This is a genomic window from Microcoleus sp. Pol12B3 (assembly GCF_036701355.1).
Classification (GTDB): Bacteria; Cyanobacteriota; Cyanobacteriia; order Cyanobacteriales; family Microcoleaceae; genus Microcoleus.
The window spans coordinates 41,329-60,018 of sequence record NZ_JAUBQS010000014.1 but is presented as its reverse complement, the minus strand read 5'-3'; the positions used below and the strand labels follow the sequence as shown (position 1 = coordinate 60,018).

Here is an 18,690-nt window from a genome sequence, read left to right as displayed (position 1 = left end):
ATGAGTATCGAATTAATTAAGGGTGAAAGGTTCAATCTTTCTAAAGAAACTCCTAATTTCAATAAAATTGCGATCGCCCTGGGTTGGCAAGTCAGCCAGACAGCACAAAACTGCGACATTGACGCATCAGTTTTTATGTTAGCGGCGGACGGTCGCATTCCTGATGAAAAGTATTTTGTATTTTACAACAATGTGACATCGCCGGACGGTGCGGTGCGACATTCGGGAGACAGCAGGAATGGACAAATTGAGGGAGATGATGAGACGGTTTATGTGGATTTGAGTAAAATCAATTCGGCGATTCAGGAAATTGTGTTTGTTGTGACTATTCACGAGGGAAAGGAAAAAAATCAAAGTTTTAGTAAAGTTACAAATGCTTTTATCAGGCTTTACAATCGAGAAACTGTTAGCGAATTGGTTAGGTACAATTTAAATCAGATATTTTCCCAAGAAACGGCTTTAGAATTTGGACGTTTGTACAAGAAGAATGGCGAATGGAGGTTTCAGGCGGTAGGACAGGGATATAATGCTGGGTTGCAAAGTTTTGTAGACAAGTATTATGTTGAGAATGCGGTTGAGAAAAGCTCGAATGCTGGTGAGAAGCTTGATGATGCTGAGGTTGTGAGGCGGTTTAGCGATCGGGTGGATCGGTTATTGCGCGAAGAGGCGGTATCTAGCAAAGCTGCAGAACAGCCGATCGCTAAACCTGTGAATGCCGATACTGTGGAATCTAAGGAAGAGGAAAGAATAGATGATTCTGCACTAGAAAATCTGGAACCAGCTATTAGTGCTGAGGAATTTTTGCAACGGTATCAAGAGGGAGAACGCGACTTTACAGGGATTAACTTAGCGGGAGTAAATCTAACCGGAAAATCCCTGAGTCAGGTTAACTTGAGTAGCGCTAATCTCAGCGGTGCAGAACTTTCTGGAACAAACTTACATGGTGCTAATCTGAGTGAGGCAAATTTATGTCATTCAAACCTTCATAAGGCAAATCTAAACTCAGCAAACTTAAGGAAAACAAAATTTCTCAATGCCAATTTAAGTGAAGTCCGTCTCTATTATGCAAACCTAAGTGAAGCTAATCTGAGTGGCTTAGATCTTAGCAGTGTTAATTTATATCCGGAGACAAACTTGAGGATGGTAAATCTCAGTAAAGCAAATTTAAGTGGGTTAAATTTGAGTAAATTAGAATTTATGGAGGCTGATTTGAGTAATGCAAACCTAATTAAGACTAACCTATTCGAGACCAACCTTGAAGGGGCGAACCTTGAGGGAGCAAAACTTCAACAAACAGTTTACAACGCAAGGACTACCTTCCCCAAAAGGTTTAATCCTGTTAATGCAGGTGCTTACTTAATTGCTCCTAGTGCTTCACTGCAAAAAGCGAACCTAGCTGGTTTTGACTTGAGTCAAGTAAACTTGGCTGGAGCTAATCTGCAAGGAGCCAACCTCACATCAACAAACCTGAATGGTGCACAATTGAGTGAAGCTAACTTGAGTCAAGCTAACTTGAGTGGTGCCAATCTAACTAAGGCCAATTTGATCGGTGCAAAACTCCTGCAAGCTAATTTGATTAAAACCAAGTTAAGCGAAGCAAATTTGAGTGTTGCCAACTTAACGGCGGCAAACCTCACAGAAGCAAACCTGATACAGGCAAATTTAAACCATGCTAACCTGAATGTGGCAGACTTAAGTGGAGCGAATCTAAAAAATGCACAAACATATGGGGCAAATTTTAGTGGTGCCAACTTAGAGAAAGCTAACATGAAAGGAGCAAATATGGGTAGAGCAAATCTCGACATGGCAACACTCACAGGTGCAATTATGCCAGATGGCACAATTCACGAATGAATTATATCGCCAATATTAAAAAGCCAGGTGGGCAATTTATTGGTGTAAATTTAACCGAAATTCCGGCAGGGAATGAATTTCCTGCCGGACTGAGGGAAATAGCGTTAAATTGACACCAATGGTGTGCATCGCCCTCCTTACAAATAAAGTATGATGAGTGTGAAATATCAAATACATAGATTTTCGATGAATGAATTCGACACAGAAATCATAGAATCTACCCTCAGATGGATGACGGAGTTTGTAGAGTTACCCCATCCAGTGTTCAGCAATTTAGCGATTTGTCCCTTCACTAAAAAAGCACGCTTGGCAAATCAAATTTTATTCAAAATTGAGCGTTTTTCAGCGCTAACTGAGTTTGAGGGAGATTCGGCCATAATGAAATCGATTTATGAATTTTACAATTCCGATTTGGAAATAATGGTAGTAATTAATCCCGAAAAAAACGTAATTACTGCGCCCGAAACTAAACAATTGATAGACAAACTGAATGATCGGATTTCAGAGTTAGGCTTGCTGGCTTTTCACACTCATCCCGAAGAAGATTTTAATATTGACGGACTTCATACTAGAAGAATGCCGTATCCGGGCTTCACCGTTCAAGTAAATTCTAAGCTGAAGCCAGCTTCCGATTCTTTAGAGAAAACTGAATATTACAAAAATTGGACGGCCGAACAACTAAAATATTTCGGGATTCCGAGAAATTGACGATCGCCCGCCCTCCCCGCGCATCTCTGTGCCATTACAATAAACTCAGCAAAAAATCTTTACACATAAGAACTCATGCAGCTCAAGTCAACAACCCGCCATATTCGCATATACACCGCCATCCTCGAAGATAACGAACTCGTCCCCAGCAACGACCTTTTGACCCTCGACATTGACCCAGATAACGAACTTAACTGGAACGACGAGTCAGTCAAACAGGTATATGCCAAGTTCGACCAACTCGTAGACGCCTACGAGGGCGAAGACTTGACCGAGTACAACCTCCGCCGCATCGGTTCGGAGTTGGAGCACTTGGTACGATCGCTCTTACAAAAAGGCCAAATCAGCTACAATCTCAACAGCCGCGCTGTCAACTACAGCATGGGCTTGCCTCAAGTTGATTCCAAAGTTCACCTGTAAGGGCGATCGGGCGATCGGCATTTATGTCAACTTAAGATTGAAACCCATAATAAAGGTCGCTTGTAGCTGAGTTTCGATCCCTCCTACTCCTCTTAATCAGGGGAGTACGGGGGAAAAGAAAGTTCTGTTTCGTCTCTCGCTTTGAGGATTGAAGAGGATGTAGACTTGGATACCGAGGAAAGGTGGAGATGGGGAGAATTGAAAAAAGCTGCTTTTATTCTTCTTCCTGCTTGTTTCTGACTCCTGACTCCTGACTCCCGGCTTCTTCCTTCTTCCCACTGCCCTCGGATTTCTCCCGCGCCTTCCCAGCATCAACCGGAGAATGTGGAACGCGATCGCGTTCCAAAAACTGTTTAACTGCCAGTTGGCGGTTGGTCATAAACTGACCCCAAGCGCCGGGAAACAGCCCATCCAAGGTTTCCACCAGCGCCCAAACCTCAAGATTCATCACTTTGTAATAAAAACTGTGAGAATGTTGAATGCTAGTGAGTATTTCGTCTATTTCAACGGCAGGCAGTAGCTTCGGATCGGGCACATTCTTGGAAAAGGCGCTGGGTTCATGTGGGGGCATGGTTAAATACTCAACAGCTTGCAGAGGCCGGTCAGTCGATTTGAGATTTGAGATTTGAGATTGACTCCACAGATGGATCTGCGGGCTTGAACTAATATCTAATTTTTTTTGCTCACCACCACTCCTGTCGGGAGCTTGCATCCGTCAGTAGATGTGAGATGTGAGATTGTAGATTTTATACTTTAGATGGACTCCACAGATGAATCTGGGGGCTTTTATCCGTCTTTGGGCCAGGTTAAATTTAACTTTACTTGCGAAACTCGGGTACGAGGCAATTAACACCCTTGGCGAGAAAACCGAGAATTGATATTTATTTATACCTGTCGGGTCAGGTGATTTCTACCTAGCTGCATCATACCATTATAGTTAGTCTAAAATCTTAATTCCCTTGAGTGCTGCGATTTTTTCGGAAATTGTCACTATCAGGAATATGCTGAAAACAGCGTGCTTTCAAGCCGAGGACTTGGGCGTCGCGCGATCGTCTCACCCTGAAAGCTCATAGCAAGATTCATCCGGTCGTCAACAAAATGGTAAACTATTCGTGTCAGTACAAGACATTAAAACCTACCCCTAGACTCGGGGAAAGTCACGCCTAAAATATTGTCAGGAGTTGGACTAAACAGCAAAAAAATTTACTAAAGTTAGTCATACTTAACTTGACTGGTTAACCTTTGTGGGTGGTAGAATTAGAGCGATGCCAAAAACCAAGGCTTAATTATCTGGGAGAGTAAACCGAGCGTGCAAGTCAAAACTGACCAGCCTGTCACAAGGTCGAACGGGAGTCCGCGTTTTGTTAAATAGGTTGAAAATATTGGATGACTCACGGCTAAAATCTTCAACTAAAATTAATTCGATTAGGGTGGGCTACACCCGAATTAACGCCTGTGGACAAGAAGGAGCCGACTCCCTTGGGTGAAGCAGGAAGCAGACCCTTCAGGAGCAATCCCGATTGAATGGTGAGACTTAAATAAGTTTAGCCAAGTTTTGTGTAGCAGATATCACTACGCACACAAAAGTGGAAACGTGGTGATTCCGGGAACCTGAAAAATCAGGATATTAGGACTGCGAAGTCTTAAGAATCTGCGTCTGTTGAGAAAGCGGGAGTGTCAAATAATCGCCACGTATCAACCCGTCGAGGTTCATCGCTAAAATAGTTCAGATCAGCACGCTTGCCCAAAGGCGTCAGGAACCCTTATGCAAAACTCTGTGGCAAAACACTACTTATGGGCTTTAGGTGAAGGGATCAAAGGGTGTAAGCCAGGCGATCTGATCGCTGGTCGCTACTTGGTCAAGCGCGATCGACTTCTTGTCGATACTCAACCCGAACACTTGCCGGAACTGCCCGATGAGATTCCGAGTGTTGTCACTCCTTATCTGAGACTGTTTGCCTATCAGTTGCACGTACCTCAAGTATACGGCCTGGTATCGTCCAAGATGAGCAAGCTATCGGGAGATATTTGGCTACTGGAAAACGGGCCGATTTTGAAGGTGACGGAATCTTTAATGCCGGAATTGGCAGACTCCTGGAAAGGATCGGCAGCGATGCGGCAGCTCAATTGGCTGTGGCAAATTGCCCAGTTGTGGCAGCCGTGTATCTCTCAGGGCGTGGCTTCCACGCTGCTGACTCCGGAACTGCTGCGGGTGGAAGGGCAATTGGTGCGGTTTCTGGAATTGCAGCCCGATCGCAAACCGCCTCATTTGTCGCAGTTGGGCAAATTGTGGCAGCAGTGGCTCGAAGATGCTCACCCGGCTATTGCTAATTTTTTGAGGCAACTTTGCCAGCAAATGGTTGCCGGTCAAGTGCGCCACGGCGAACAATTGATGGGCCAGTTGGATAAAGCTTTGGCAAAGTGCGGCCGATATTACGATCGTCACGTTGAAATTGCCACGGGCACGGATGTAGGCAGATCCAGGGCTCACAACGAAGATGCTTGCTATCCGCCCAGCGGTACGCTGTTCGCAGGAAGCCCGGGTGCGGAAGCTTGCGCGATCGTCTGCGACGGTATCGGCGGACAAGACGGCGGCGAGGTCGCTTCGGCAGAAGCAATTGGTGTGCTGCGCGACAAGTTGCAGCAAATGCCGCTACATCAGGCTAATTGGGACCCGTTGAGCCTGACTTCCAAGCTAGAACGGGCGGCTTGTGCTGCTAACGACAAGATAGCCAGTCGCAACGACAGCGAACACCGCCAAGGCCGCCAGCGGATGGGAACTACCCTAGTTATGGGTTTAGCCCACATTCACGAGATCTATGTCGCCCACGTCGGAGACAGTCGCGCTTACTGGATTACCCGCACCGGCTGCTATCAAGTTACTCTCGATGATAATGTGGCTTGTCGCGAGGTGCGTTTGGGCTACTCTCTCTACCGGGATGCTTTGGAACAAGTGGCCGCCGGAGCTCTGATTCAAGCTTTGGGGATTACTTCGTCCAACACTTTGCACCCGACTGTGCAGCGTTTTCCAGTGGATGAAGACTGCGTTTTGCTGCTGTGTTCCGACGGTTTGAGCGATAAAGACCGGGTTGAGGAATGTTGGGAAGCGGAGATTTTGCCAATTCTCGACGGTAGTATTAATTTGGCTAAGGCGCGCGATCGACTGATTGAGATTGCTAATACTAGAAACGGTCACGATAACGTCACTGTTGCTTTAATTCACTGTCAAGCACATTTGAGGGAAGACGGCAATACTTTGACAGAACTGTCTGTCGCACCTTTAGATACGCCGATCGAACTAATTTCCGACAGCGAGGATATGCCAACGGATTTGAATGGACCCACAAGCCTTGGCGATGGGAATTCTGAAGGAAAAACGCAGTTGTTACAGCCGGACAAAAGCAAAAGCCCATTTTCGCTGCTGCTGAAAATTTTATTTTTATTAGGTTTGGGGGGTGTATTTGCTTATTTTTTCATCCCTCCGGTGGGTCGCGCGATCGATACTGCCGGGGAGTCGATTTTTGGCAAAGGCGGTTTAATTAATCCTGGAAGCAAGCCAGAAAAAACTGTTGAATCTGTACCTTCTCCGGTCAAATCTTTAGAAATCGGCTCGTTTATAGAGATTAAAAGTTCTGGGGCTGGGGCAGTGGAAAAAGAGAGCGATCGCTTGGATTTGCGAGTTGCAATCGGTGAGTTGACTGTCAAAGGAACAGTCCCAGTCGGCAGCGTTTTGCAGGTGACAAACAAACAGCTTACACCTCAAGGCAATTGGCTGGAATTGAAAGTTTGTTCGATTCCTGAAATAGTGCGCTCGAACTCTCCCAAACCCGAGTCAAATAAAGATTTTTCTACAGTTTCAAAACAGGCACAGAATCCATCTTCCGGTGTGACAACTCCCTCGCCTTCCCCGACAGTTAAGCCAACAGTTGAAGTAGAAAGCGCCAAGCTGCCTCCCGGTGTGACAACTCCCTCGCCTTCCCCCACAGTTAAGCCAACAGTTGAAGTAGAAAGCGCCAAGCTGCAACCGGGGGAAATCGGATGGATTCAAGAACAAGCTGGCTTTTCTAAAGTAGTCTCTAACCTAGCCTTAAACCCAACTCAAAAGGGAAAATGCGTTGATCCTGGCTCAAGTCCCAATGCTAATTAAACTGTTAATGCTTGAGTATGTTGAGCGAAATGGATAGAGTTTAGTATAGAGGAAAATGCAGATTCCTAAACAAAACTAATATTAACGGGTACAATTGCAGCTCAAGGATATGAAAAATTTTTAGATTTTAGATTGGGGAGTTAACAATTACCAATCTAAAATCTAAAAATTTTGAAAAATTTCTAACCTAATTTCTTAGATACCTCTGCCAGTTTAGTCACCATTTGGGATACGGCTTTGTCAACTGCCGCGCTCAAAAGTGAGTCTTCATTGCTGCTGCCAGAATTGCCACCAATACCCCTAACGGAAATATTAGAATCGCTTTGATCCGCTTCTCCAACTGCTTTGGCGGTGGCAAGAATATCTCCTGAAGCTGTACCGATTAACCGCACATCTATTTGAACGGTAGCTTTGGTTTTTTGTGAACCGGCACCGATTCCCATGAAACTGCCGCCGCCGGATTGTTTGTCGATATTAAACTTGGTAATGGTGCCGATGAGCACGGCGTCAACTCCTAATTGTTTGCCAATTTCGGCTGCTGTGCCGGCATCCATCGCGCCGCTGCGATTTTGCTGTTTGAGCACTTGTTCGAGTTTGCTACGATCGACTACTGTATAAGTGCCGTTGTTGACGAGTTCGTTGATTAACAGTTCGCTGATGCCTTTGGCGGCGCCGACTCCCCTGTAGGAAGTGTAATAGCTGTTGGTGGGGCCGTAGTCGAAGTCCATGACTACGAGGCGCTTTTTGGCAGTTGCTTGGGCGAGTTGGGTTCTGGGTTCGGTGGTGGCTGGTGTGGCGATCGCATTGACTGAAACGCCCGCTAGCATTAGGGTAGCGAGGGAAATGCTGGTTAAGCGAGATATGGTAGTTGTTTTCATAAAGCTTACCTCACAGTTGTTTTGTGCCGACTCTAGGATACTTTACGGAACAGCCCGATGTCAGGGTTGGGGATGAGGAGGTTGGAATTGGCGGGTTTTAGTGTTTTTTGACTTTCAACAAACTTAATTTTTGTTAATTAACCGCAGAGCACGCAGAGGACACAGAGAAAGAAAGGAAGAGTTTAATCAAGGTTTCAATCCTTTATAGGGATTTAGGGGTTTTCCTGCCAAAAAATCTCATATCTCTTTACTCTAACGGTGGCAACCACCGCACAGCCATCCAATATTCCTCTTACCCCCCAGATTCCATAAAACCCATCAACCAATTAGCCATCGTCGCCCTGCGAGTCTGTCGGGGCCCGAATTCCCCAATTTTATAGCCTTTAAAGCCCAATTTTTCCTTCAGCAACTGCTTGTTTTCTGGAGGAGTCGATCGAGTCAATTTCACCGTCGCCGGCCTAGAATCGATAAAATCCGGCGGTTCCGGGTAATCTTGACGCCACTCGGGTGCAACTCCTGCACTGTTCCACTTGCCAGTCTCGGCATCCCAGCGGTAGCCCAGATACTGCCAAACTAGCTGATTGACAGCAGCATCGTCGATTTCTTCGTTGAGAATAGCCCAAATAGTTTCGTTATTCAGCGGTGGTAATTCAGACATGAGCGCGATCGAATCGGAAATAAAAAAAGTTTAACTCACATTAAATAATATTATCAGGGACGGGCCGGACAGCCCGTTCCACAAAAAATCATAGGAATTTGTTTGTGGGGTGGACACGCAAGCCCGCCCAAAATGCCACCCCCAAAAAAATTAATTATTCAAAATTCCGTCTTTCTCGGCCATAGACAGCATTAAGTCAATCACGCGACTAGAATAACCCCACTCGTTGTCGTACCAAGAAACAACTTTGAAAAACTTAGAATTCAGTTCAATTCCCGCACCTGCATCGAAAATGCTCGATCGCGCGTCGCCCTGAAAATCTGTCGAAACCACCGCATCCTCAGTATATCCCAGAATGCCTTTGAGTTCGCCCTCCGAAGCTTTTTTCATTGCTTCACAAATTTCTTTATAGCTAGTTTCCTTCGCCGTTTTGAAAGTAAGGTCAACTACAGAAACGTCGGGAGTTGGCACCCGCAAGGCCATTCCAGTCAATTTTCCTTTCAATTCTGGCAACACCAAAGTAACAGCTTTTGCTGCACCGGTGGAAGATGGAATAATATTTTGAGCCGCACCGCGTCCTCCCCGCCAATCTTTTTGGCTGGGCCCGTCTACAGTTGGTTGAGTAGCAGTCATCGCGTGAACTGTAGTCATTAAGCCTTCTTCCAAACCGAAGTTATCGTTAATTACTTTGGCAATTGGTGCTAAACAATTCGTCGTACAGCTAGCATTAGAAACAACCGTATCTTTTGCTGAGTCAAATTTGTGGTGGTTGACGCCTACTAGAAAAGTTGGAACTTTTTCCGGGTCTTTTGTGGGTGCTGAAAGTATTACTCGTTTTGCTCCCGCCGTCAAGTGTTTTGATGCGCCTTCAAAATCTGTAAACAATCCGGTAGATTCTACAACATAGTCTGCACTCGTTTTATCCCAAGGCAATTCTGCCGGATTTCTAATCGCTGTGCAGGGTATAAAATTTCCGTCAATGACAATGCCGTCTGGTTTGCTTTCCACTTCGCCGTCGTAAATGCCGTGGGTAGAGTCGTATTTGAAAAGATAAGCCAGGTTGTCGGGCGAAACTAAGTCGTTAATGCCGACAAATTCGATGTTGGGGTTTTTGATGCCGGCACGCATCACTAGCCGTCCGATGCGACCAAATCCGTTGATGCCGACTTTTAATGCAGCCATGTTTAAACTCCTATTGAAAATATCCTTAGTCGATCGGGCATTAGCGAAGCCTTCGAGGAGGATCGCCTGTTGTGGCTTAGAATTTACCACGCTAACGGATTTTTGCAACTGATTCTTTTCTATCTCTTAAGAATTCTGAATTCTGCCCTGGCTGGGAAGGGCAATTAATCCTGAAATGACCGCTGACTAATGGCTAATGGCTGATTTTTGTCAACTTGTAAAAGTGCTATAATAGACAGAAATTATTTTCAAAATTGCCTTTTTTAAATCAGGCTAAAGTAATAATAAAAAAGTTACCCAAAAGGCGAAACGGATTGGCATTCTCAGCAGTGGCGATGGAACCAAAGCCTAAGATGAAAGTTGCCTATTCGCTCAAGGACACGGCATTGCCGTGTCCCTAAACATATGGCGTAGAATCTATGTGTAGCTCAATTTTTCCGAATTGGTATAATCACTAATAACTAATGACTACCCGACGCATCTAGTAATTAGCAATTCCACCGCATCTGAAATAAAACACGACCCACCAAATTTATTGAGCACGGGTCTAATGTTTTCTGCAACTGCTGAAACTTGAGCTGGTGAACAAAAAGCAAGCACATAAATGTTATCCAGCGCCGTCATTGATGAATCACGGGAAACGTGATCCCTAGTGCTTTTTCCAGCGACATCACGGATCACCGAATAACCCGGTACGCCAGCTTTGTCTAAACCGTCTAAAATCTTGCCGAGTTCGACTGAGTGGGCTATGATTTCTACTCTTTTGACTGACTCCATCATCTCACCTCCAAAACATATTTATTCCGTATAGATACAGGGGAATGCCTACAATGATATTAAATGGAAATGTCACTGCTAAGGCAGTTGAAATGTAAAGACTTGGATTCGCTTCGGGAACAGTTAGGCGCATGGCTGCTGGTACTGCTATATAAGAAGCACTCGCGCAAAGTACGGAAAACAGCAAAGTGTCTCCCTGCGGCATTCCGATTAATTTGGCTATTACCAAAGCAATTACTGCGTTGAGTATCGGAATTAGGATTGCAAAGCCGATCAGAAAAACTCCTGCTTCTTGCAAATCTTTAATTCTGCTTGCTGCAACCAGCCCCATGTCTAGTAAGAAAAAAGTCAGAACTCCGTAAAACAAGTCTTGAGTAAACGGACTCATAACTTCCCAACCATGTTCTCCTGTCAGTACGCCCATAATTAGGCTGCCAATCAGCAGAAAAACTGAACTGTTTAGGAATGCTTCTTGCAACACTTCTGGCCAAACTATTTCGCGTTTTCCTTCTTCCCCGCCAAATACACTGACTAGAATGAGACCTACTATAATTGCCGGGGATTCCATTAATGCTAGCGCGGCTACCATATAACCGTCAAAGTCGATCCCCTGTGCTGTGAGGAAGGAGGTGGCGGTAATAAATGTGACCGCGCTGATGGAACCGTAGGTGGCTGCGATCGCCGCGGCATTGTAAGAGTCTAGTTTGATTCTCAGTATGAAAAAAGTATAAATGGGTACTAGCATTGACATCAGCATCGCTGCCAAAATTGTCAGGGCTATTTGCTGGTCAATTCCGCTTTTGGACAGTTCTACGCCACCTTTAAATCCGATGGCAAACAGCAGGTACAGCGAAAAGAGTTTAGGGATGGGCGCTGGAATTTCTAAATCGGATTTGAGAAAAATTGCCAGCATTCCCATGAAAAAAGCTAATATTGGGGGATTTAAGATATTTGACGATACTAAACTCAAATCCACGATCGGTAACTCCCATTTCTTGCGTTTTTAATATTACTTCCCCAGTAATTGTTGCACGAGAATGGATCAATAGACCAATCGAACTTTTTGACTCCGAAGCTCAATCGGGCTAAATACCGCAAAATACGGCAAAGGCGCACAGTGCACACCTTACTCGTTGTAAGGTGTGCACGCGGGCACCTGCAGGTTAAGTATTTTGGTTTAACTAAGCAACTGCCAAATAAGACTCTAGGGCTTCGGAACCACCGATCAACTTGCCGTCGATAAATACTTGCGGCACCGTTGTAGCCCCAGTCATAGCCCGGAGCGATCGGGTTGTGATCTCCCGGCCCAAGACGATTTCTTCATAATCCAAGCCCTTTTGACTAAGCATTGCCTTAGCCTTAGCACAGAAGGGACAGCCCATTTTTGTAAACAGCGACACTAGCTTCGGCTTGGTTGCTGCGGAGTTGATGTAGTTGAGCATTGTCTCGGCATCGGACACTTTGAAAGGGTCGCCCGGTTCATCAGGCTCAATAAACATTTTTTCAACCACACCATCTTTTACCAGCATCGAATAACGCCAAGACCGCTTGCCAAAGCCTAAATCTGTTTTGTCTACCAGCATTCCCATGCCTTGAGTAAACTCGCCGTTACCGTCGGGAATTAACGTCACATTGTCTGATTCTTGGTCTTTTGCCCACTCGTTCATCACAAAAGTGTCGTTGACGGAAATGCAAACGATTTCATCTACGCCGTTTTCTTTAAAAACTTTGGCCAATTCGTTGTAACCGGGGAGGTGCGTTGACGAACAAGTGGGAGTAAAAGCTCCCGGCAGCGAGAAAACTACTACGGTTTTACCTGCAAATATATCATCGGTGGTGACATCGACCCACTCGTTGTCTTTGCGAGTGCGAAAGGTGACTTTGGGTACTCTTTGACCTTCTTGGTTCGTCAGCATGATTTTAAATTTTTGGGTACTTGGGTTCAATTCCTTTGCTTCTTTTAGCGTACTCATAACGAGTATGACTTGTCAAGGGTAGGCGGGTCTTTTTTAGTCAGTTGTCAGTTGACGGTTGTCAGTTGACGGTTGACTGTGGTGAGCTTTCCAGTCAACAGTCAACAGTCAACAGTCAACAGCTAACAATGCCCAATGCCCAATTACCAATCAAACTTCCTCCCCAAATACTCCTCTAACTGCTGATTGTAAGGTCGAAAATAATCCCTCAACCAATTGCGAATCGATTGATTAACCGGCTGGTAAGAACCGGGATTAGCATTTTGGTAGTCAGACAATTGATATTCCGGCAAATCTAAAAATTCTAAAACCTGCTGGACTATAGCCGCCGCACCTGCATAAAAATCTTCACTTTTCAAAATTAACAACTGTTCTCTAGGAAAGAAAGCCAGCCAGTTTTTAATAAATTCTATGTACCTACCGCGAGCTAAATAATTCCCCGGTTCCTCGCCGATGATGTATTCGGGATTTTGATTCAACCGTTCAACTTCATCGCTAATTACTTGATCGAGCGATCGCGCTTCCCAATTTAAGCCAGTCAAGCGGTAAAATTGAGAAATCGCCCGATCGACCGGATTTCGCAAAAGTACAATCAGTTTCGCCTCTGGAAACAGCCTGTAGAGCCGTTCCGGTGCTTCCCAACAGTCAAAATAGCTCGGACTTGCTTCGCCAGTTACAAATTGCTCTCCCTGCGGCATTGGCGGAAAATGAGCCAAATACCAATCAATACCTCTGTCAAAGTGCCACGAAAAAAAATCCATCTCCTTTTTAATCGGAGTCAAAATTTGCGGGTGTTTGGATAAATAAGTATACAGAGAAGTCGTCCCGCACCGCTGAGAACCAATAATTATAAAGTTAGGAACTTTGACTGATTTTAAATTCCAATTTTGTATAACAGGCAAGATGCCTGTATCTGCTTGTGGAACAGGTATCTTGCCTGTTCTCTTACTAATAAGAGATGCAAAACTTTGTTTGTAACTGACAGTTCGATAAAAATCAATCGCCTCTGGAATTTTACCTTGCCTTGTTAAAGCTTCCCCCAAATTCAGATAAGGCCAAAAAGCCTCCGGTTGAGCTGCAATAACTTCGCGGCACAAGTTCTCAACTTCATCTAGCTTGTTTTGCCTAACAAAAACTTCCCACAAATTGTAATAAAACCACCAAGGAAGATCGGGATTTATTTCTATAGCTTGGAAAAATGCCGCCGCCGCTTCCTCCCAATATTTTTGGTGGCTCAGAACAGCACCTAAATTGTAATAAGACCAGCAATCATCGGGTTTTTGGGCGACAGTTGCGCGAGATGAGGCTAATGCGCGATCCTCTTCGATGGCTGCGCTAACGCACTTTTCTTGCTGCTGCAACAACTCCTCTAATTCCGCCGATTTGCCTGCATGAATCGGAATACTTGTCAATAGCAACTTGTAAATAATTATTGCGCTTTTTGGGCGATCGTACTTGGCTAAATTCTTTCCTAACTGCAAATAAAACTCCCTATTTTCCGGTGTAATTTGCAATTGAGATTGTTCTAACACTAAATTTAAATTCGACTCTGTTTGTCCGAGAGCGTATCCGAACTTCTCGTAAATTCCCGGCAAATCTCCGTCAATTTCAATAGCTTTTAAATACGTAGCGATAGCTTCATTCCACTGTTTTAGCTTAGTTAAAGCATCGCCTAAATTGCAAAAAGACCAAGCAAAATCCGAGTTGAGTGCAATCTCGCAGCGGTAAGCAACAGCAGCCTCTTCCCATTGCTGAAGTTTAAGCAAAGCATCGCCCAGGTTGTGATAAGACCAAGAAAAATCTGGATTTAACTCAACAGCTTTTTTGTAAGCAGCGACAGCTTCCTCCCATTTTTCAAGTTTCTGCAAAACATCGCCCAAACTGTGATAAGACCAAGAAAAATTAGGATTTAATTCAATAGCTTGTTTGTAAGCAGCAACAGCCTCATCAAACTGACCGCTTTCTTGCAGGGAATTACCCAAATCGTGGTAGTCATTGTCCATGCAAAACTCCTGCAACAGTCATTAATTTTTCCAGCGAGTTCAAATTCAACTGCATATCTTTATGTAAGGGTTTGATCGGAGTTTCATCATTAACCAAATCGCCAATTAAATAGTAATGTTCCAAACCGCATAAATTGCTAATCATCCAATAACAATACGGTACGTAAAGGGGAGAAAAAATCTCAATTACCTTAGTTCCTGGACTGCAAAAAACTAGATTAGTCAATCCCCCTCCGTGAGGTGCGACAACTACTTTAGCAGCAGCCAAACACGATGCTTGTTCCGCTACAGACATTGTTTCCAATTTTACACTGCGAAACCCAAATTTTTCTAAGTATTTAATTACTTCTTCATCGTTGACGATTCGCCTATAGGATGCTTGTTGTCGACTGATATAAATTCGCTCTGAATAGTCTGTATTTCTTGGCTGTTGTTCCTTTAAAAATGTCTGTTTTAGGTATTCACACTTCCATTTAGAAACAGCTCCCGAACCGTTATAAGATATTGACGGAACTATTAATTGATCGGCGGTAATGTGTAAATGGCAGCGACTTTCTAAAATTTTATCTTCAGCAATTCCTAAAATCTCTAAAGTTTCTGCTTGATAGGAAGAATCCGAGGCATTGACAACAAACTTATCTATAGTTTCTATCAATCCGCTACGCTGCAAAAGATCAAATCGCGTAATCACATCAAACATCCAATGAAAATAAGCAGCTCCACCCCAGCGAGCCGATAAAAAAGCCACATTTCCATCGACGTGTTCAGCGGGAGGCAATTTGTCGGAAGTGATTACCAATTCCGCACAACCCATTGAAATGTCAGCAACAAGTTTATTTTCTGAAGTAATGACGGCGCTAGTCACAACATCTGCCCAAGCTCGTCCGTTTGGCAATACGGCAACAAAAGCTTTTCTGGAATGACTTTGATGTTCCCAGAATCTACGGCTGCTATCGATTGTTTTGGAATCAGATAAATTGATTTGACTCGCAGGATGGATGTCAATGCAGGTGAGGTTAGGATTGGATTCTGCTGGAACGGTCAAATCTTCTGTAAACCCACAGTATTTTTCGAGAATACTTAAGGGTAAATTTTGATTACTGCATTTTTCCCGATCGCTCTCATCGACTTCTCCTTGTTGTTCCAGAGCATAACCTATATTATCGTAAGCTTCAAACAAATCCGGTTTAATTTGCAGGGCTTGAACTAAATTAGTGATTCCAGGTTCCCACTGCTGTTTTGCAAGGAAACTCAAACCCAATCCTTCGTAACACCAGCAGGATTTGGGTTCGAGATTGATGCCTTTTTTGTAAATGGCGATCGCCCTTTCTAATTCCCCTTGATTCCGCAGTGCATCGCCCAACTTTTTGTACAGCCAACTATGCTCAGGTTCTAGCTCAATAGCACGATCAAAAGCCTCGGCTGCTTCCGACCAATTTTCTTGTAATTCCAGAACTTCCCCCAAACTATTGTACAGCCAACAATCATTGGGGTTTAATTCAATAGCTTTTCGGTAAGCCGCCGCCGCTTCTTCCCAATTTTCCAGTGCAACCAAAGCCCTACCTAATCTCTCGTAGGACCAACAGAAATCGGGATTGAGTTCAACTAACTTGCGGTAAGCAACAGCAGCTTCCTCGCACTCAGAAAGCTCCATCAGCACATCGCCTAAATTGTTGTAAGTCCAACAAAAATCTGGATTTAACTCAATAGCATTGCGGTAAGCAGAAGCAGCTTCCTCGTGTTGCTCAATCGCCTGCAAAGTTTCTCCCAAAAAGTGGTAAGCCCAACTAAAATTAGGGTTGAGTGCGATCGCCTGTTGGTAAGCGGCCCGAGCTTCGTCAAATAGTTCTTTCTTTTGCAAACTTTTACCCAACTTGTGATAAGTTAAGTAGTTGCCCGACTTAATTTTAATAGCTGTTTGATAGCGGGCTATCGCCTCATCCAAATAACCGGAATTTGTCGCAATATCCCCCAACTTTTCCCAACCCAGAGACAACAGAGTTTGCTCTTCGCCCAAACTTTGATTGCCGATTTTTTTGACGATGAGTTGATAGCCTTTGTGTACAACTTCTAACTGACTTCCAAACATCTCCAAAAAAACATCTATGCCAATTTTAGTATCTTGCTCCGGGCTGTCGGGAAACGCAAACTCGTAATCATCAAAAATCATCAATCCCCCAACTTTCACCAACCTCCAAGATAAAATCGCATCTTGCAGAGCACTGGTAGGTTTGTGACAGCCGTCAATGTAAGCAACATCGTAATATTCCGAAGCCAAATTAATTAACAAATCTTGAGAGTAACCTTCTAACTCAATTACCCGCTCTGCTGCTCCCGTTTTAACAATATTGCCCTTAAAATGTTGTTGAAAATATAAATCAATACAAGTAATCTTTGCCGTCGGATGAGTTAAAATATTATCCAGCAGCCAGCAAGCAGACATTCCCTGAAAACTGCCGATTTCCACAACTTGAAAATCCGCAATTCCGGTAAATTGCTGCAAATGCCGTTGCCAAATAGGAATATTGTGGGTAAACCAATCTTGGGTAAATTGATAATCTTTCGCCGCACACTCAGGCCAACCCCTCAATTCGGCGGCTTTTTGGTGGCAAATAATTGCTTCTTCTAATTCCCCTAATTGCGGTAAAATATTTCCTAAATCGTTGTAAGGCTTAGAATTAGCCGGATCGATTTCTATTTGGCGGCGGTAAGTGGCAATTTGTGCGTACAACTCCTGTTGTTTCGCCCGCACATTATCCAGTTGGGCGACAACTTCCGCAGCATTGGGTTCAATTTGCAGTGCCATGCTATAAAATACGATCGCGCCTTCCAACTGCTTCTGTTTTGCTAAACTATTGCCTAAATTTATATAAAATTCCGCTCCATCTAACTCAATTCCCAGCAATTTGTGGTAATTTTTCCCGCTTGCAAGTACCTCAATAGATTGACAATAAGTTGCGATTGTGCTGTCTAAACCAGATTCGCTCCGCTTCCGCAAAACATATCCCAACCGCTGATTAATTCCCGTCAAATTCGCCTCCATCTGAACCGCGTGCAGGAAAGCAGCCACAGCTTCATCCCAGGATTGTTCGCAGGTGAAGGCTATTCCCAAATTCACATAAAACCAAGGAATATTTGGATTTATTTCAATAGCTTTGCGGTAGCAACTAATAGCTTCTGGCCACAGTTGTTTTTGAGCCAAAGCGTCCCCTAAGCAATTGTATGCCCAGTAGGAATTATCATTAATTTCCAGAGTCTGACGGTAACATTTAATTGCTGCATCAAAGTCCTGTTTTTGCGCGAAAACATTACCTAAACCCACGTAAGCACGAGCGTATTTTGGGTGGAGTTCGAGGCTTTTGTTGTAACAGGCGATCGCCCGATCGAATTCTCCTCGCTCCGCCCAAGTTTTACCCAAACTGTGGTAAGATTCAAACGAATTTGGATTGATGGCAATGGCTTGTCGGTAATTGGCGATCGCCTCATCCCACCGCTTCTGGCCAACCAGCATTTCTCCTAGATTGTGATAAGCGATTGCCAGCTTCGGGTTTAACTTAATTGCCCGCGAATAACACTCAATAGCACGATCGAACTTTCCCAATTCAACCAAACTATTTCCCAGAGTGACGTTTTCCTCAGCAGTTGCCCAATTCGGCTCGATATTAAAAGCTTGATACCAACAGTCTGCCGCATCTTCTCGCTTCTCTAACTGCGTCCAAATTCTCGCCAACTGCCGATAAACAGCAGCAAAATTCGGCGCTAGCGAAATTGCTTTTTCACAATTTACGATCGCCTTTTCCCACTGTTTCCCCTGAGAATACAAAATGCCGAGATTAGCATAAACTTCCGGCAAATTTGGATTGCGATCGATTGCCGATTCATACCACTGCTTAGCTTGCTCGATTTCCCCTCGCACCTGCATCACCTTTCCCAGCGTCTGGCAAGCTGTCGCCAAATTCGGTTCAATTTTCAACGCTGACTCGCAAGCAGCAACTGCCTCATTCAACTTTCCTTCGGCTAAATAAACTTCTGCTTGCCGACTCAAATCAACCGCTGCCTTTTCCATCTTCTCAATCGAGGGCATAATTAA

13 protein-coding genes are annotated in these 18,690 nt (G+C 44.4%); 4 read left to right on the top strand and 9 right to left on the bottom strand.

What is annotated here, in order from left to right; genetic code table 11:
- From QUA53_RS09755 to QUA53_RS09745, 3 genes are all read left to right on the top strand, one after another.
- Nucleotides 1-1,854 carry a pentapeptide repeat-containing protein gene (locus tag QUA53_RS09755; RefSeq protein ID WP_333096872.1) on the top strand — a complete coding sequence of 618 codons (1,854 nt, stop codon included), beginning with the start codon at nucleotides 1-3 and terminating at the stop codon, nucleotides 1,852-1,854.
- Between the two features lie 186 nt (nucleotides 1,855-2,040).
- Entirely contained in the window at nucleotides 2,041-2,562 is a 522-nt protein-coding gene (locus QUA53_RS09750) for a hypothetical protein (protein ID WP_333096871.1), read from the top strand.
- A 75-nt stretch (nucleotides 2,563-2,637) separates the two neighbouring features.
- Nucleotides 2,638-2,982: an NAD(P)H-quinone oxidoreductase subunit M gene (locus tag QUA53_RS09745; RefSeq protein WP_333068257.1), complete on the top strand. Its 345-nt coding sequence runs from the start codon at nucleotides 2,638-2,640 to the stop codon at nucleotides 2,980-2,982.
- Between the two features lie 214 nt (nucleotides 2,983-3,196).
- Here QUA53_RS09745 and QUA53_RS09740 read toward each other — a convergent pair whose 3' ends face one another.
- Nucleotides 3,197-3,553, bottom strand: coding sequence for a hypothetical protein (locus tag QUA53_RS09740; RefSeq protein WP_333220075.1), 357 nt, complete (start codon nucleotides 3,551-3,553; stop codon nucleotides 3,197-3,199).
- Between the two features lie 1,194 nt (nucleotides 3,554-4,747).
- Between QUA53_RS09740 and QUA53_RS09735 the strand changes: the two genes are divergently transcribed.
- A complete protein-coding gene (locus QUA53_RS09735) occupies nucleotides 4,748-7,129 on the top strand; it encodes a protein phosphatase 2C domain-containing protein (protein ID WP_333096865.1) in 2,382 nt (793 codons plus the stop codon).
- A 182-nt stretch (nucleotides 7,130-7,311) separates the two neighbouring features.
- On the opposite strand, the gene QUA53_RS09730 is transcribed toward QUA53_RS09735, so the two are convergent.
- The 8 genes from QUA53_RS09730 to QUA53_RS09695 all read right to left on the bottom strand — a co-directional run bounded on the left by QUA53_RS09730 (nucleotide 7,312) and on the right by QUA53_RS09695 (nucleotide 18,684).
- Nucleotides 7,312-8,007 carry a CsgG/HfaB family protein gene (locus QUA53_RS09730; RefSeq protein WP_333096863.1) on the bottom strand — a complete coding sequence of 232 codons (696 nt, stop codon included), beginning with the start codon at nucleotides 8,005-8,007 and terminating at the stop codon, nucleotides 7,312-7,314.
- Nucleotides 8,008-8,299: 292 nt separating this feature from the next.
- The gene (locus QUA53_RS09725; protein WP_333096861.1) at nucleotides 8,300-8,665 is read right to left on the bottom strand and encodes a DUF1823 family protein; all 366 of its coding nucleotides are present in this window, start codon (nucleotides 8,663-8,665) and stop codon (nucleotides 8,300-8,302) included.
- A 150-nt stretch (nucleotides 8,666-8,815) separates the two neighbouring features.
- Entirely contained in the window at nucleotides 8,816-9,847 is a 1,032-nt protein-coding gene (gap, locus tag QUA53_RS09720) for a type I glyceraldehyde-3-phosphate dehydrogenase (protein WP_333096947.1), read from the bottom strand.
- A 468-nt stretch (nucleotides 9,848-10,315) separates the two neighbouring features.
- A complete protein-coding gene (locus tag QUA53_RS09715; protein ID WP_223300725.1) occupies nucleotides 10,316-10,627 on the bottom strand; it encodes a P-II family nitrogen regulator in 312 nt (103 codons plus the stop codon).
- Between the two features lies 1 nt (nucleotide 10,628).
- Nucleotides 10,629-11,600, bottom strand: a complete 972-nt coding sequence (locus QUA53_RS09710) for a sodium-dependent bicarbonate transport family permease (protein ID WP_333068249.1) — start codon at nucleotides 11,598-11,600, stop codon at nucleotides 10,629-10,631.
- A gap of 205 nt (nucleotides 11,601-11,805) precedes the next feature.
- Nucleotides 11,806-12,540: a glutathione peroxidase gene (locus QUA53_RS09705; RefSeq protein ID WP_333096858.1), complete on the bottom strand. Its 735-nt coding sequence runs from the start codon at nucleotides 12,538-12,540 to the stop codon at nucleotides 11,806-11,808.
- Nucleotides 12,541-12,740: 200 nt separating this feature from the next.
- Entirely contained in the window at nucleotides 12,741-14,600 is a 1,860-nt protein-coding gene (locus QUA53_RS09700; RefSeq protein ID WP_333096856.1) for a tetratricopeptide repeat protein, read from the bottom strand.
- Nucleotides 14,590-18,684 carry a tetratricopeptide repeat protein gene (locus QUA53_RS09695; RefSeq protein WP_333096853.1) on the bottom strand — a complete coding sequence of 1,365 codons (4,095 nt, stop codon included), beginning with the start codon at nucleotides 18,682-18,684 and terminating at the stop codon, nucleotides 14,590-14,592. The genes QUA53_RS09700 and QUA53_RS09695 overlap by 11 nt, the downstream gene beginning before the upstream one ends.
- Nucleotides 18,685-18,690 lie beyond the last annotated feature (6 nt).